We start from the raw sequence: 16,055 nt of genomic DNA on the forward strand, positions 1-16,055 counted from the left end.
GGTCAGGGGTGGGCCGCGTACGCGCCCACCCCCAGCGCCGCGCCGACCGGCCCGCGCGGCGCGGCCAGCCCGAGGGGCCGGCCGAAGGAGCCGTGCCGGGCGATCTCCCGGACCGTGCTCCGCAGCGCCTCCTGGAAGCCCGCCATGGTCCGGCGGGCCGCAGGGGTGTCCACGTAGATCGAGTTCATGTGCAGCCCGTACGCGTCCCGCTGGAACCAGGAGCAGACGCCGTTGGCCCGCGCCGACCACACGTGCGACGCGGGCCGCCAGTCGTCGTGCCGCTCGGCGCCCGGGCACTTGCGGGTGTCGATGTACGAGAAGAAGTTCACCGGGTACGGCCACGAGCGGGCGGCGAAGTCCACCGGCGCCAACAGCTGCCAGGCACGGACGAACGGCACGTCGATGTGGCTCGTCATCTCGCCGAACGCGCCCCGCACCCCGGCCATCACCTGGGCGAAGTCCCGGCCCGGCGAGGCGTCGAACTCGATCGGCATGGTGTTGACGAACCAGCCCACCGACTGTTCCCAACCGTCCCGGCCGCGCTCGCTCACCGGCATGAACCCCCGGTACACGCCGGGCCCGCCCGCCTCGCGCAAGCAGACGGCGACGGCGGCGAGCACCCCCATGAACGCCTTCCCTCCCACCGTCCGGCACGCCTTGTCGAACACCTCGGTCTCACCGGCGTCCAGCAGCGGCGAAGCCTCGTTGACGATCGGATACATGCGGCCCGGTTCCACACCGAGGTCGAGGGGGAACCGGGGGAAGAACTCACCGTCACCGCGGGCCACGAACTCCTGCCAGTAGCGGAGCCGTTCGTCGTCCGCGGTGAAGTCGGCGTAGCGGCGGCGCTGATCCTCGGCGAAGTCGAGATAGCTGGGGTCCGGGCCGTCGCCGACCTGCTCGCCGCGGCACAGTGCCTCGTACGCGCTCTGCACCTGCTGCACCACGATCGGCATCGACAAGCCGTCGCAGACGATGTGGTCGAAGGCCAGGTAGACGGTCGCCGAGTCCTCGCGCAGGACGGCGCCCATCGTGAACAGGGGCCAGGACAGCGTGTCGATGCTCCGCTTGAACCGCTCCGACAGGAAGCCGACCAGCGCCCCGGTGGTGTCGAAGGCCGCCACGGGCACGGCGGACAGCGCGAGTTCGTCCGGGGCGATGGGCTCGCACGCCAGCTCCCCCGCGAGCCGCCGGAACTCGCACCGCAGCACCTCGTGGCGCCGTACGAAGGCCAGCAGGGCCCGGGTCATGGCCGGCTCGTCCAGGGCCCCCGCGACCTCGAACGTGACCGCGATCCAGGACGCGACGGGGTCGTCGGCCCCCCGGCTCTGCTCGGCGACGGTGAAATGCTTGTCCTGGTTGAACGAGGCCCTCCTGCCCGCCCCCTCCGCGGCCGGCTCCGGCCCCGCCGCCGTGGACCGCAACCGCCATTCGACGACCCGGCCGGGTGCCATGCCGTGCATCTCCAGAGGAAACTGCCGCATTCCGTCATCCCTTCGCCCCCCAGAGTCAACCCCGTGCTCCCGTAACGACACCCGGGCTGCGGAAGTGACGGGCGGCCGGTGCTCAGGCGGCGTCGTCGGGGTGCACGGAGATGTGGTCGGCGGCCAGTTCGACGGCGACGCGGTGCTCCATGCCCAGCGCCTCCAGGAACTTCCGGGGGAGCTGCACACGGCCGGTGCGGTCCAGCATCACGTACTCGCGTTCGCTCACCGATTCGGCACCGTGCTCGTCGGTGACCGTGCGCCGCAGGACCTCGCTGCTCGTGCGGCCGTCGCGGATCGCGACCGTACGGCGGACCTCGCCGGCCACGAGCGGATCGTGCGTGACGACGACCACGGTGACGCCGAGTTCGCGGTTCACGGTGCGCAACGCCTCGAAGACCGCGGCCCCCGTCTCGGAGTCGAGCTCGCCGGTGGGCTCGTCGGCGAGGAGCACGGCCGGGTGGTTGGCCATGGCCACCGCGATCGCGACCCGCTGCTGCTGGCCGCCGGAGAGCTCGGCGGGGCGCCGGCGCGCCAGGTCGCCGATGCCCAGGGCGTCGAGGAGCTCGGCCACCCGGGCCGCCCGCCGCCGGGCCCCGCCCCGGGAGCGGCCCGCCAGCTGCAGCGGCAGGGCGACGTTCTGGGCGGTCGTCAGGAACGGCAGCAGGTTGCGGGCCGTCTGCTGCCACACGAAGCCCACGGCCTCGCGCCGGTAGCGCAGCCGGTCCTTCGCAGACATCTCCAGCAGGTCGTACCCGTCGACGGTGGCCGTGCCGGCGGTCGGGACGTCCAGCCCCGCCAGGATGTTCAGCAGGGTCGACTTGCCGCTGCCCGAGGCGCCGACCAGCGCCACCAGGTCACCGCGGGCCACGGTCAGCTCCAGGCCCTGCAACGCCTGGACCTCCACCCCGTCGGTGCTGAAGATGCGCACCAGCCGGTCGCAGGCGATGGCCGTGCCGGCCCCCGCGCCCCGCGGTGCGGAGGCCGCCAGGGCCCGCCGGCGCAGCTCTTCGTAGGTCGGCTGGTCGGTGTTCAACGCTGGTCTCCCGCTCTCAACTCGGTGGTGATCTGGCGCCGCCCGGACACCGCGGCCTCGACGAGCACCGCCAGGGCCACCAGCGCGGCCAGCCCCAGCGCCTGCACCAGAACCGGCACCACCGCCGGCCGCAGCCCTGTCGGCACCGGTGAGCCGACCAGGGTCGACAGGTCCACGGACGGCCCCAGCAGCGCCACGGCCGCCAGTCCCACGACGGCGCCGCCGATGCCGGCGCCCACCGCCTGCGGCAGCGCCTCGACCAGGATCAGCCGCAGGCCCTGCCGGGGACGCAGGCCCATCGTGCGCAGCCGGGCCAGCACCGCCGCCCGCTCGGGGGCGGCCCGCACCAGGGTCAGCAGCACCGCCAGCAGTGCGAAACCGGCGGCTCCGACGAGGGAGCCCCAAAACTGCCGGCCCGCCGAGCGCTGGAGCGGATCCTCCGCGAGCCGTGACGCGACGGCGGCGCTGGCCGTCACCTGGAACCCCTCCGCCTGCCCGGCCGGCGCAGTGGCCCGGACGAGGGCCCTCAGCCGGTCCGCATCGACGGTGCCCGTGGCGAACCACCGGTCGGGGCGGGTGCTCCGGGTCAGCGCGGCCGTGGCCGGGCCGGCCGGCAGGACGATCGTGGACCCGCCGCCGTCCGGTTTGGCCGGGGTGCCGTCGACCACGCCGACGCCCCGGATCCGCAACTCCCCGCCGGCGTACAGGTGCAGCCGGAAGGACTCGCCGCCGGGCGGCGCCTGCCGGGCCAGCGCACTGCTGAACAGCGCCGGCACCGGGGTGTCCGCGGATCCCGCCCCTGTTCCCGCTCCCGCCGCCGGGCCCGCTCCGGCCCCGGGGGAGCCGGGCGCCAGGAGGGCGGGGTCGAACCGGCCGCGCCCGACGGTCCGGGCCAGTTCCGCGTACCGGACCGGGTCGGCGATGACCACGGTGACCTGGGTGGAGCCCTGCTCGGTGCCGAACAAGAAGGCGTCGTCGTCGGTCCACACGTCCACCGCCGTCCGTACGCCGGGCAGTGCGGCGCCCGCCCGGGACATCTCCTCCGGCACGCCGGAACCGGCGGGCGCGGCGATCTGCACGTCGCCGCCCACGGCCTGCCGCGCCACGCGGGTCCGGGCGGAGTCCACCGCGTCCAGCACGGTCGCCCCGAAGCCGCCGGTGGTGACCGCCAGCAGCAGCGCGACCAGCGGCAGTGCGGACGGCCGGGTCCTGCTCCCGGTGCCGCGGGCGGCGCGGGCCAGGCCGAGGAAGCCGACCAGGCCGCGCCCCCACCCGGCAGCCCGGGCCAGGACCCCGACGGCGGCGGGCTGGAGCCGGGCCAGCAGCAGGCCGCCGGACAGGGCGAGCAGCAGCGGAGCGGCGACCAGCAGGGCGTCGGCGCCCTGCCCGGCGGGCGTGATCCCGCGCCGGCGGACCTCGTACACGGCCGCGGCGGTGGCGGCGAGGACCAGCAGCTCGGCGACCAGCCGGCGCCGCGGTGCCGGTGTGCGGGGAGGGGCGAGCAGGACGGCCGCCCGGACCGGGAAGGCCAGCAGGGCGAGCAGGGCGGTGGCCGTGGCGGCCAGCAGGGTGCCCGCCCACCGCGGCGTCGGCAGCAGCACCACGGCGAGGGCGGTCGCCGCCGCGGCGGCGGGCAGCACCGTGACCGCGCCCTCGCCGAGGAGCCGGCCGACGATGCCGGTGGGGGAGCCGCCGCGGGCCAGGAGCAGCCGCAGCTCGGCCCGCCTCCGGTCGGCGGTGAGCGCCCCGGCCAGGCAGAACACCACGACGGCCACCCCGGCGACACCGGCCGGGCCGATCGCGGCGAGCGGTGCGGCCGCCTGACGGCGGGCCTCGGCCTGGGCGAAGAGCTGCGGCAGTCGGGAGGCGATCCGCAGGTCGGGCCGGCCGGTGGAGCGCACCAGCTCGGAGGCGGTCCGCCCGACCGTGTACGAGGCCACCTCCTCGTGGACGGCGTCCAGTTGGTCGGCCCGTAGGGCGCCGGTGTCCACCGGGAGCCGCCAGAAGTCCTGGGAGCCCCCGCCCCAGGGGCCGAGCAGGCCGATGCCGTCGGGGCCGACGAGCGCGGCGGTCTGCCAGAACTTCTTCGGAAGCGTGTCCGGGGTGAGGTTCGAGCAGGCGTGGGTGAGGCAGGGCAGCTCGGCCCAGTACGCGTCGTCCTCGTCGTGGGCCGCGTACAGACCGACCACCTCGGCCGTCGGCCGGAGGCCGGAGAGGTCGGGCGCGGTCTCCAGCACCGTCCCCAGGCGGACGTTCAGGGTCTCGGCGGCCTTCTGCGACAGGGCCACCGGTACCGGCCCGTCGGGGGTGCCGCCGGTGGGCCAGCGTCCGGCGACCAGCCGGGCGTGCTCGGCCGGTTGCCGCAGGTGGAGCAGGTTGAGCTTGGGCGACACGCCCTCGGGGCGGGCCAGTTCGGGATTGTCGAGGACGCGCGCCCGGACCGCCTGCGTGCCGTGCACCGGCCCGCTCGGGGCGAGGCGGAACACCGGTCCGGTCCGCGAGACCAGCTCCGCCAGGACCGCGTCCAAACCCTCGGGGGTCTGCGGCCCGAGCTGCGCGTCGGACGTGGCGAGCAGGCTCGTCGGTCCGGGGCCGCGGTCGTACAGGAAGGACCGCAGCGCCTGGTCGGCGCCGCGGTCCAGCGCCCGCGGCAGGGCGGCCGCGAGGAGGACGGCGGTGAAGGCGAGGGCAGCCGCGAGCAGGGCCCCCAACGGGGCCGCGCGCAACCGGGTCCGCACCCAGGGAGCCGGTCGCGCCCGCCGGTCCACTGCCCGGGCGCCGCCGGGGGTCCGGGTGCCGTTGCCGGGCCGCGTGCCGCCACCCGGCGTTCGGGGGCCGCCGGCCGGTTGCGTGACGTCGCCGGGCTGCGGGCCGTCGCCCGGGCGGCTCTGCGGACCCGTCACGTCCCTGGTCACCTCTCCTCCACGTGGCGCAGCCGGGCAGCCGCACCGACGCCCCGGCCGCGGCCCGGGAGTACGGCCGACAGCAGCGGTGCCGCGGCGACGGCGGCCACCAGCAGCAGGGTGGTACCGGCCGGCAGGTCGACGAGCACCTCGGGCACCGGCCGTCGCCCGGCGGGCGTCAGCACCACCAGTGGCACGACCAGGTGGACCAGGGCGGCGCCCAGCCCCACTCCGACGGCACCGCCCAACCCCACCAACAGGCAGCCCTCGGTGGCCGCGGTCCGGGCCAGCTCCCGCCGTGACGCCCCCAGGGCGAGCAGGACCCCGAACTCCCGCGTCCGGTCCCGTCCTGCGGCGGCGCGGGCCGCGGCGAAGCCGATCGCCGCGAGCACCGCGCCGACCGTGGCGAGGGCGGCCAGCGCCGCCTGCGGTCCGGCGCTCAGGGGGTCCTGGAGCAACCGGTCGGCGACCTCCCCGCGCAGCATCACCTGCTGCGCCCCGGAGCCGGACCGCAGTTCGGCGGCGGCCCGTGCCGGGGCGGGGTCGTGGGGGGACGCCGCGGGCAGCCACCACTCGGTGGGGGCGGGCAGCTCGCGCGCGCCGGCCGCTGCGAGCAGGCGCCCCAGGGAGCCCAGGTCGACGGTGAGGGCCGGGTCGCCCGCCACGGGGAGGGAGTCGACCGCGGCACTGATCCGCACCGGCACGGTGGCAGGCCCCAGCGGGACGCGGACCACGTCGCCGACGGCCGCTCCCAGCCCTGCGAGGTACCCGCGGGTCGCGACCCCGGGTATCTCGGGCAGGGCCTGCACCCCGGGGGGCACGAGCGCCAGCTGTACGCCGCCCGAGGCGTCGAAACCACCCCGGTAGCGCAGCCGTACCAAGGCGGAGCCGTCCCCCTCGGCGGGCAGCAGCTCCCCGGCCGGCTTCCGGTCGGCTGCGGTGCCGGGGAGCACCGGGGCGTTCAGCGTCCAGCCGGATCCGACGCCGGCCCCCGGCGCGGGCGCGGGAGCGGGTACGGGGACGGCAGGGCCGTCGTGACGGTCGGCGACGGAAAGCCGACGCACCGTCAATTCGGCTGTTACTGGCGGCATTTGGCCCGCGCCGTAGCCGGTGCGGTCGCCCGCGGGGACGTACGACACCACGATCCCGGCGATGCTCAGCGGCGCCGCGGCGGTCCCGAGCGGGGCCCCGGTCAGCGCACCGAGGTCCACCGACACGGTCGCGCCGTCGCCGGCCGGCAGCTGGGCCATCGGGGTCCGGTGGGTCAGCCCGAAGCGGTCGCGGAGCAGCAGCCCGAGCCCCGGGTGCCCGCTGTCGCCGGGCGTGCGCAGCGCGACGTCCAGGTCGATGCGGCGGGGCCGCCCCGGAAGCGGGATGCCGCCCGTGGCGGGGACTGCGGTGGCCAGTGGGGCGAACAGCTCGCGCATGGGGCGTCCATCACGCAGGTCGGCGCGGAGCGGTACGTGTTCGGCGGTCGTGACGGCGTCCAGTGCGAGGAGGTGCGCGGTCCGTCCTCCGGGCAGCTGCTGAGTGCTGCGGACCACCGGCATGACCCGGTCGCCGCCCGGCAGGGACGCGTACCGGCCGCCCTGGCCCATCGGCGGAAGATCGCTGCCGGTGATCCGCAGGCCGCCCGCGGTCGCGAATCCGGCCTGGTCGCGCTGGGATGCGGACCAGGCGCTGTGCTGCCCCACGGCCAGCACACCGCCGGCCACGGCGAGTACGAGCAGCAGGACGGGCCCGGTGGCCCGGCCGGGCCTGCGGGCCAGCTGCCAGCCGACGAGCGCCGGCCCGAGCCCGCGGCCCCGGGCGGCGATCCGCCCGCCGAAGCGCGCCGCGAACGGCAGCAGCCGCAGCACCAGCAGGGTGCCGGCGCACAGGGCCAGGGTCGGGGCTGCGACCAGCAGGAGGTCGACGCGCGGCCCGCCGGCCGTACCCGGCCCGCCCGTCGTCCCGCCGTCGCCGCCGCTGTACCGGGCCACCTGCCGGTAGGCGAGGGCGGCGAGGGCCAGCAGGGCCAGGTCGGCCCCGGAGCGGGCGGCTCCGGCGACGATCGCCTGCCGCCGGCCGGCGCGGCGCAGCGCGGCGACCGCGGTTCCGCGGAGGATGGCGGGCAGGCTGATCAGCAGCAGGCAGGCCAGGGCGCAGCCGGCCGCGGCCAGCCACAGCAGTAGCGGCTCCCCGTCCGCGTCGAACGGCACCCGGGCCAGCGGGCCGACCCCGGCGAACAGCCGCAGCAGCGGCGGGGTGAGCAGTGGGGCCAGCACCGCGGCCGGGAGGGTGAGCAGCAGCGATTCGGCCAGACCGAGGGCTGCGAGCCGCCCGCGGGAGGCGCCGCGGGCCAGCAGCAGGACGCGCTCGCCCTCCTGTCGGTCCGTCAGCAGACGGGCGACGAGCAGCAGGGCGGCCGCGGCGAGGACGGCGAGCTGGAGTGCGCCGATGAGCACGGCCGACCGGGCCACGACTTGGCCCGACTCCAATTCGTCTAGGAATTCAGGCAGTTCGGTGGTGGTCTTCAGGTCGGCGGAGCCCTTGAGGCGGGCGGCCGTGTCCGGTGTACGGGAGGCGAGGGCCTGGGCCTCGGCGGCACGGACGTCCGTGAAGTCGGGGGTGAGCAGCCAGGCGCGGCTGTCCTGGGCGATTCCGCCCGCGGTGAAGGCGCTGTCGTCCACGAGCAGCGGGCCGAACGAGGTGAAGGTGCCGACCTGGACCTCGCGGCCGCCGAACGGGTCGAGCCTCCAGTAGGCCGCGTCGCGGTCGGCCGCCCGGTAGACGCCGGTGACCCGCACGGTGAGCGGCGCGCCGCCGTACCGGTCGTCCAGCCGGACCTCGCCCGGCAGCGACTCGGCGGTGAGCCCGAGCCGTGCCAGCGCCTGCTGCGGGACGGCGACCGGCACCGGACCGCCGGGCGCTGCTACGGCACCGGGCCACTGACCCGTGACCAGCACGGCCCGTCCGCGGTCGAGGGAGGCCAGCAGGGTCAGGGCCGCCTCGGTGCCCTGGTCGTGCGCCCGTGGCAGCCCGTACGCGCGGCTGCGCGCGGTGCTCTCGACCCCGACCGGCAGCCGCCCGAACAGCTCGTGGCCGAAGGCGCGCACGGCGGCGTCGTCCTTCCCGCGCGCGGAGGCGGGATGCCCGCCGGTGACCAGCACGGTGGCCCGGGCGCGGTCCGGACCGGCCAAGGCACTGCGTAACCCGGCATCGCCCACACCGCGGGTGAACGCGGTCAGCGCGGTCAGCACCGTGGTGGCGATCAGCACGGTCAGCAGCACGGCGACGGCGAGCGGCAGTCGCCCGCGCAGCCGGCGCACGACGAAGCCGAGCATGTGCCGTGTTCCTCCCCCGTTCCGGACCGTGGGCACCGGATAACGGACAATGCTGTCAGATCCGGTCGCTGCACGGAAGGGGCTTGCGCGACCAAGGTGACGGATGAGCAAATTCGAAGGACAAGCGATCCGGACGTGATCCAAGCGGAGCTCGTCGGCCGATTCCGGGGGGAGCACACACCATGGCAGAGGATCAGCCCGCCGCGTCCGCGGCCGCCGCGATGGTCGTCGTGGAGGACGTCCACCGCACCTTCGGCAGCGGGGAACGCGCCGTGCACGCGCTGCGCGGGGCCTCCTTCGAGGTCGCGCGCGGAAGCCTGACCGCCCTCAAGGGCCGCTCCGGCTCCGGCAAGACCACCGTGCTGAACCTGGTCGGCGGCCTCGACACCCCGACCGGCGGCACCGTCACCGTCGACGGCACCGACCTCGCCGGCCTCGACGAGGCGGGCCTGCTCGCGCTGCGCCGTGATCGGATCGGCTTCGTGTTCCAGTCCTTCGGCCTGATCCCCGTCCTGACCGCGGCCGAGAACGTCGGCATCCCGATGCGGATGCGGGGGATCCCGGCGAAGGAGCGGGAGGAACGGGCCCGCACCCTGCTCGCCCTGGTCGGCCTGGCCGAGCACACCGAGCAGCGGCCCGGCGAGCTCTCCGGCGGCCAGCAGCAGCGGGTCGCGGTGGCCCGTGCCCTGGCGAACGAGCCCGCCCTGATCATCGCGGACGAGCCCACCGGCCAGCTCGACTCCGAGACCGGCCGCTCGATCATGCAGCTGCTGCGCGCGGTGGTCCGCAGCGAGGGCGTGACCGCCCTGGTCGCCACCCATGACCCGGCCCTGATCGAACTCGCCGACCACGTGGTGGAGTTGCGCGACGGCAGGATCGCCCCACAGGATCCGGCCGAGGACGGACCGACCGGCTGAGCCGCTTGCGCGGACGCGACGTCTCACGCGACCCCTTACGGGTCCCCGCCCGACCCCGACCTGGCGCGGTTCAGTGGCGCGGTCCTCGGGCGAGGCGTTCGCGAGCAGCCGCCACACGGCGGTGCGGGGGAGTGACGGGTCCGCGGCGGACGCCCCGGCCACCGCGGGATCGGCGTCGCCGGGGCCCGCCGGGGCCTCCGGGTTGGCCGCCACCCGTGCGAGCCGCTCGGCCACCAGCATCCGTACGACCGCGCGGGGCGCGAGATTCGCGGCCGCCTCCCACCGGACGCCGGGTAGGGGGCCTCGACGAGGAGGGCGTACACCTCCTGCGGATGCCGGGCGCCGACGAACCTCCCCGTCCGGGTCCACCGCGGCGGCGGGTAGCCGTCCCTCGCGCGCGGAGGACCGCGGTGTGCTCGTGGGCGTCGGCGAGGGCGCGCAGCTGGGCGGGGCTGAGATCCCTACGCTCGGCCAGCTCGCTGCAGATGCGGGCTGCGCGGGCTGTGGCTCTGCCGGGTCACAGGCCGCCCGTCCGGCGCTCCAGGGGTGTCGCCGCCGCCGAGTTGCTCACGCTGAAGGTGACGCTGCCGGCCCGGTAGCGGTCGTCGGACCATTCGATCGGGCGCCCGGTCCGTGTGGCCGAGACGTGCCGCTGGCGCAGCAGCGGGCTCCCGCGACGGATTCCCAGCAGCCGGGCGTCCTCGCTGCCCGCGGGGAGCGCGTCGATGAGGTGCTCGCCGTAGTGGGCCACGACCCCGGAGTCGGCGGCCAGGCTGTCCATGACGGAGCGGCAGTCGTCCGGCAGTGCCTCGACCGTGGCCGCGACCCAGTCGGCGTACGCGGTCCGCTCGACCATGGTGGCCCGGCCGTCCAGCAGCCGCAGTCGCCGCACGGCCAGGATCTCGGTGCCCGGCGGCAGTGCGAGCCGGTCCGCCTCCTCGGCGGTGGCCGGGCGGCGGGTGCGGTCCAGGAAGCGGCTGGTGACCTCCTGGCCGAGCCCCTGCGCCCATTGGGCGAAGCTGTTCAGCTCGCCGAAGCTGTGCCGGCGCTCGTGGCGCAGAACGATCCTGCGGGCGCCCTGTCGGGACCCGATCAGCCCCTCGGCGGCGAGGGTGGCGACGGCCTGCCGGACGGTCCCGCGCGAGGCGGACCAGCGCGCGGCCAGGTCGCTCTCCGAGGGCAGTTGGGCGCCGATCGGGTAATCGCCGGCCAGGATCGCCGTGCGCAGCGCCTCGGCGATCTCCAGGTACCGGACCGTGCCCGGGCCCGTGTTCCTTCCCCTGCCCGTGCCCCTGCACCTGCCCCTGCCCGTGCCCGTGCCCGCACCGCCACCGTGGCCCGTGCCGCTGCCCTTTGCCGCGCCCGCACCCGTGCTCGCGTCCACGCCGTGTTTCCCCCTGTCTCCGGTCCTCCGCCGACGTCGGTGTTCCACCGTCAGCCTAGCCACGGGACGGAAGGTCGCCCCGCTTGTCACGACTTCTTTCGGTCAACCTCCTCTCTTCGTCGAGCCGTGCCCGACGGGCCGTCCGCCGTTCATCGTCCGTACAGTGAGGCAGGGCGAACTGGAGCCAACTTGTTCAGACAAGTGGACCCCCGTCCAGGCCTCAGTCTCCAGGAGAGACCGTGCTCAGTTCCCCCGCAGCCGTCCGCCGCGGTGCCGCTGCCCTGCTCGCCGCCGCCGCGCTGACCTCCCTCGCCGCGTGCGGCGCCGCCCCCGACCAGTCCGCCGGCGCCCCGGCCGACGGCAAGACCAAGGCTCAGCCGGGCACCGCCGCCTCGGCCGCCGACCTCGGGGGCATGGAAGCCCTCGTCGCGGCCGCGCAGAAGGAGGGACAGCTCAACGTCATCGCGCTGCCGCCGGACTGGGCCAACTACGGCGAGATCATCAAGGCCTTCGAGGCCAAGTACAAGATCAAGGTCAACAGCGAGAACCCGGACGCCTCCAGCTCCGACGAGATAGCCGCCGTCAAGTCCCGCAAGGGACAGAAGCGCGCCCCCGACGTCCTCGACCTCGGCATCGCCTTCGCCCGCAGCGGAGCCGCCGAGAACCTGTTCGCGCCGTACAAGGTCACCGCCTGGGACAAGATCCCCGCCGGCCAGAAGGACGCCGACGGCCGCTGGTACAACGACTACGGCGGCTACGTCTCCATCGGCTGCGACGCCGCGAAGATCGCCGTCTGCCCCCAGACCTTCGCCGACCTCCTCAAGCCCGAGTACAAGGGCAAGGTCGCCCTCAACGGCAACCCCACCAAGTCCGGTTCGGCCTTCGGCGGCGTCTACGCGGCCGCCCTCGCCAACAAGGGCTCCTTCGCCGACATCCAGCCCGGCATCGACTTCTTCGGTCAGCTCCGCAAGAGCGGCAACTTCATCCCCGTCGAGTCCACCCCGGCCACAGTCGAGAAGGGCGAGACGCCCATCTCCATCGACTGGGACTACCTCAACGCCGGCTACGCCGAGCAGTTCAAGGGCAAGGGCGTCGACTGGAAGGTCGCCGTCCCCTCCGACGGCGTCTACGCCCAGTACTACTCCCAGGCGATCAACAAGGAGGCCCCGAACCCGGCGGCCGCCCGCCTGTGGATGGAGTTCCTCTACAGCACCGAGGGCCAGAACCTGTGGCTGAAGGGTTACGCCCGCCCGGTCCTGCTCCCTGCCATGACCCAGGACGGCACCGCCGACAAGGGCGCCGCCGCCAAGCTCCCGCAGACCCAGGGCACCCCGTCCTTCCCGGCCTCCGAGGAACTGGACAAGGCCAAGGCCACCCTCGCCGAGAAGTGGGACAAGGCCCTCTCCTGATGCCCGCACCCACCACCGCCTCCCACCCGGAGCGGACGACCGCCGGCGGCAGCACCGCGCGCCGCCGGCGGCGCGGCCCCCGCACCTGGCTCGCCGCCCTCCCGCTCCTCGTCTTCACCGGGACCTGCTTCGGCCTCCCGCTCGGCGCGATCGCCTTCGGTGCGGTCACCGGCACCGACCCCGCCAGTGGCGCCACCCGCCTCACCGGGGAGCACCTCGCGCGCTCCCTCCAGGGCCCCTACCTCGGCTCCCTCACCGGCAGCGTCCAGCTCTCGGCCCTCACCGCGCTGCTCGGTGCCCTGTTCGGGGTCCTGATCGCGCAAGGCCTCGTCACCTCCCGCTCGCGCGCCCTGCGCAGCGTGACGCTGACCGCCTCCGGCGTGCTCGCCAACTTCGGCGGGGTGCCCCTCGCGTTCGCGTTCATCGCCACCGTCGGCATCTCCGGCGTGGTCACCCAGCTCGCCGACCTCACCGCGCTCGGCTGGGACCTGTACTCCTTCACCGGCCTGACCGTGGTCTACCTGTACTTCCTGATCCCGCTGATGGTGCTGGTGACCGTACCCGCACTGGACGGCCTGCGGCCGCAGTGGCGCGAGGCCGCCCGCAACAACGGGGCCACCACCTGGCAGTTCTGGCGGCACGTGGGCCTGCCCGTGCTCGCGCCCTCCCTCCTCGGCGGGTTCGTGCTCCTCTTCGGCACCGCGTTCGCCGCGCACGCCACGGCCGCCGCGCTCGTCGGCGGCTCCGTACCGCTCGTCACCCTCAAGATCGCCGACGCGCTGTCCGGCAACGTGCTGACCGGCCAGGAGAACGTGGCGCTCGCCCTCGGCCTCGACATGATCCTGATCGCCGCCCTCGTCATGGCGGTCCACCTGCCCCTCCAGCGACGGAGCGCACGATGGCTGCGATGAAACCCCGCGTCTGGCGCGGAGCCGTGCTCGTCCTCGCGGGCGCGTACTTCCTCCTCCCGCTGCTGGCCTCGTTCGTGTTCACCGTGCACGTCCCCGGGCGGGGCGTCGACTTCGAGGCGTACACGCGGCTGCTCTCCGCCGAGGGCTTCACCGAGAGCCTGCTGCTCTCCCTCGGCCTGGCCGCCGCGACCATCGCACTGTCCCTGCTGCTCGCCGTGCCCGCGCTGATCGCCGTACGGCTCGGCTCCCCGCGGCTGCGGCCCGTCGTCGAGGTCGTCTGCACCCTGCCGTTGGTGGTCCCGCCGATCGCCCTGGTCACCGGCATCACGACGGTGCTGCGCTGGGGCCCCGAGCACCTGTCGCGCACCCCGCTCTACCAGACCTTCATCGCCGTGCAGAACCCGTCGTTCCCGTTCGTCCTCGTGCTCGCCTACACCGTGCTGGCGCTGCCCTTCGTCCACCGCTCGCTCGACGCCGGCCTGCGCGCCGTCGACGTGCCGACGCTGGTCGAAGCAGCCCGCAGCTGCGGCGCGAGCTGGCCGCACGTCGTCCTGCGGGTGCTGCTGCCGAACCTGCGGACCTCCCTCGCCGGTGCCTCCTTCCTCACCCTGGCCCTGGTACTCGGCGAGTTCACCATCGCGTCCCTGCTGGGCTTCCGCCCCTTCGCCGTGTGGATCGTGTCCATCTCCGGATCCCAGGCCCGGATGTCGGTCGCCGTCTCCATCCTCAGCCTCCTCGTCACCTGGCTGCTGCTGCTCGCCCTCTCACGGGCCGGGACCGACACCCCCGCGGCGTACGCGAAGCCCCGCACCCGCTCCCGGGCGTGGTCCCGGCCGCCCTCCCCCGCCCCCGCCACCTCCCGCAAGGAGTCCTGACCGACATGTCCACCACCCTCCCCCCGGCCAGGAAGCCCGACGAGCAGGCGGCCGCCGCAGCCTCCGGGGCCGGCGCGGACGGCGCGGGCACCGCGGGCGCACGCGTCGAATTCCGCGGCCTGCGGCGGGCGTTCGGCTCCACCACCGCCCTCGACGGGCTCGACCTGACCGTGGAGCCCGGCGAACTCCTCGCCCTGCTCGGCCCTTCGGGCTGCGGCAAGACCACCGCCCTGCGCGTGGTCGCCGGCTTCGAGCAGCCCGACTCGGGCGGGGTCCTGATCGACGGCCAGGACATCATCCGCGTCCCGGCCAACCGCCGCGACGCCGGCATGGTCTTCCAGTCGTACAGCCTCTTCCCGAACCTCAACGCCCGCGACAACGTCGCCTTCGGCCTGCGCGTCCGCAAGGTCGGTGCGGCGGAGCGCCACGAGCGCGCCGCCGAACTCCTCGACCTGGTCGGCCTGCCCGACCACGGCGACCGCTACCCCCACCAGATGTCCGGCGGCCAGCAGCAGCGCGTCGCCCTCGCCCGCGCCCTGGCGCTGCGCCCGCGCGTGCTGCTGCTCGACGAGCCGTTGTCCGCCCTCGACGCCAAGGTCCGCGCCACCCTGCGCGACGAGATCCGCCGGCTCCAGCTCTCCCTCGGCATCACCACCGTGTTCGTCACCCACGACCAGGAGGAGGCGCTGTCGATGGCCGACCGCGTCGCCGTCCTGAACGCAGGGCGGCTGGAGCAGTGCGCGGCCCCTGCCGAGCTGTACGAGCGGCCCGCGACGCCGTTCGTCGCCGAGTTCGTCGGCACCATGAACCGCCTGCCCGGCCGGCTCACCGACTCAGGGCTGGTGGCGGTGGCCGGGTCCCTGCTGCCCGTCGACGGCCCGGTCCCGGACGGCACGCGGGAGGTGGAGGTGTTGGTGCGGCCCGAGAACGTCACCGCCACCGCCGACCCGGACGGCACCGCCACCGTGGTGTCCGCCTCCTTCTTCGGCGCCGTGACCCGGCTCCACCTCGACCTGCCCGGCGCCGCCCCCCTCAAGGCAGACCTGCCGTCGCGGGACGCGGGTGAGCTGGTTCCGGGGGCGCGGGCCTCCGTCGGCCTGGTCGAGCGGCCCGTCCTGGTCGTGGCCCGGGCGGCCGCGTGAGCGCCCTCGCCGCCGTCCTGTTCGACATGGACGGCACCCTCGTCGACACCGAGGTCCTGTGGTGGGAGGTCACCGCGGAGGTCGCCGCCGGCCTGGGCCACGCGCTGGGTGCCGCCGACGCGCCCGAGGTCGTCGGCCGGGCCGTCGAGGACACCGCCGCCCACCTGGTCCGCGTCTCGGGCGGGGGAGACCCGGACCGGGTCGCCGCCGACCTCGGGGAGGAGTTCTTCCGCCGGGTGACGGCCGGGGCTCCGCTGCGCCCCGGCGCAGGCCGGCTGCTGTCCGAACTCGCCGCGGAAGGGGTGCCCTTCGCCCTGGTCAGCGCCTCGCCGCGGGCGGTGGTCGACTCGGTCGTCCGGGGCGCGCTGGCCGGCGTCCCGTTCGCGTTCACGCTGTCCGCCGACGACACCCACCGGACGAAGCCCCACCCGGAGCCCTACCGGGCGGCCGCCGCACGGCTGGGCGCCGCACCGCGGGCCTGCGTGGCCGTGGAGGACTCCCCGGACGGGGCCGCCTCGGCCGAGGCGGCGGGGTGCGGGGTCCTGGTCGTCCCCTCACTGCTGGACGTCGCCGCCTCGCCCGCGCGGTCGTTCGCCCGCTCCCTGGAGGACGTCACCCTGGACGTCCTCCGCGGGTGCCGCCCGGCCTGACGGCCGAGCGCCCCCGCC

General features: G+C 75.4%; 11 protein-coding genes. 6 read left to right on the forward strand and 5 right to left on the reverse strand.

Features of this window, described 5'->3' with window-relative positions:
• Positions 1–2 precede the first annotated feature (2 nt).
• The 4 genes from ACFV7Q_RS14970 to ACFV7Q_RS14985 form a co-directional block, all read right to left on the reverse strand.
• Positions 3–1,484, reverse strand: coding sequence for a condensation domain-containing protein (locus ACFV7Q_RS14970; protein ID WP_385428427.1), 1,482 nt, complete (start codon positions 1,482–1,484; stop codon positions 3–5).
• An 82-nt stretch (positions 1,485–1,566) separates the two neighbouring features.
• Positions 1,567–2,520, reverse strand: coding sequence for an ABC transporter ATP-binding protein (locus ACFV7Q_RS14975; protein WP_385428429.1), 954 nt, complete (start codon positions 2,518–2,520; stop codon positions 1,567–1,569).
• Positions 2,517–5,435 carry a hypothetical protein gene (locus ACFV7Q_RS14980; RefSeq protein WP_385428431.1) on the reverse strand — a complete coding sequence of 973 codons (2,919 nt, stop codon included), beginning with the start codon at positions 5,433–5,435 and terminating at the stop codon, positions 2,517–2,519. The genes ACFV7Q_RS14975 and ACFV7Q_RS14980 overlap by 4 nt, the downstream gene beginning before the upstream one ends.
• Positions 5,432–8,749, reverse strand: coding sequence for an FtsX-like permease family protein (locus tag ACFV7Q_RS14985; RefSeq protein ID WP_385428432.1), 3,318 nt, complete (start codon positions 8,747–8,749; stop codon positions 5,432–5,434). The genes ACFV7Q_RS14980 and ACFV7Q_RS14985 overlap by 4 nt, the downstream gene beginning before the upstream one ends.
• A 182-nt stretch (positions 8,750–8,931) precedes the next feature.
• On the opposite strand from ACFV7Q_RS14985, the gene ACFV7Q_RS14990 reads away from it, so the two are divergent.
• Positions 8,932–9,666 carry an ABC transporter ATP-binding protein gene (locus tag ACFV7Q_RS14990; protein ID WP_385428433.1) on the forward strand — a complete coding sequence of 245 codons (735 nt, stop codon included), beginning with the start codon at positions 8,932–8,934 and terminating at the stop codon, positions 9,664–9,666.
• A gap of 517 nt (positions 9,667–10,183) precedes the next feature.
• On the opposite strand, the gene ACFV7Q_RS14995 is transcribed toward ACFV7Q_RS14990, so the two are convergent.
• Positions 10,184–10,912: a GntR family transcriptional regulator gene (locus ACFV7Q_RS14995; protein WP_385428512.1), complete on the reverse strand. Its 729-nt coding sequence runs from the start codon at positions 10,910–10,912 to the stop codon at positions 10,184–10,186.
• A 377-nt stretch (positions 10,913–11,289) separates the two neighbouring features.
• Between ACFV7Q_RS14995 and ACFV7Q_RS15000 the strand changes: the two genes are divergently transcribed.
• Genes ACFV7Q_RS15000 through ACFV7Q_RS15020 form a run of 5 tightly spaced genes read left to right on the forward strand, consistent with a single transcriptional unit; the run spans position 11,290 to position 16,037 of the window.
• Positions 11,290–12,459, forward strand: coding sequence for an ABC transporter substrate-binding protein (locus ACFV7Q_RS15000; RefSeq protein WP_385428434.1), 1,170 nt, complete (start codon positions 11,290–11,292; stop codon positions 12,457–12,459).
• Entirely contained in the window at positions 12,459–13,370 is a 912-nt protein-coding gene (locus tag ACFV7Q_RS15005; RefSeq protein ID WP_385428436.1) for an ABC transporter permease, read from the forward strand. The genes ACFV7Q_RS15000 and ACFV7Q_RS15005 overlap by 1 nt, the downstream gene beginning before the upstream one ends.
• The gene (locus ACFV7Q_RS15010; protein WP_385428438.1) at positions 13,358–14,245 is read left to right on the forward strand and encodes an ABC transporter permease; all 888 of its coding nucleotides are present in this window, start codon (positions 13,358–13,360) and stop codon (positions 14,243–14,245) included. Before ACFV7Q_RS15005 ends, ACFV7Q_RS15010 begins: the two co-directional genes overlap by 13 nt.
• Positions 14,246–14,250: 5 nt before the next feature.
• Positions 14,251–15,387, forward strand: coding sequence for an ABC transporter ATP-binding protein (locus ACFV7Q_RS15015; protein ID WP_385428439.1), 1,137 nt, complete (start codon positions 14,251–14,253; stop codon positions 15,385–15,387).
• Positions 15,384–16,037, forward strand: a complete 654-nt coding sequence (locus tag ACFV7Q_RS15020) for an HAD family hydrolase (RefSeq protein ID WP_385428441.1) — start codon at positions 15,384–15,386, stop codon at positions 16,035–16,037. The genes ACFV7Q_RS15015 and ACFV7Q_RS15020 overlap by 4 nt, the downstream gene beginning before the upstream one ends.
• The last annotated feature ends 18 nt before the right edge of the window (positions 16,038–16,055 follow it).

Source organism: Streptomyces sp. NPDC059851 (genome assembly GCF_042732005.1).
Lineage (GTDB): Bacteria > Actinomycetota > Actinomycetes > Streptomycetales > Streptomycetaceae > Streptomyces.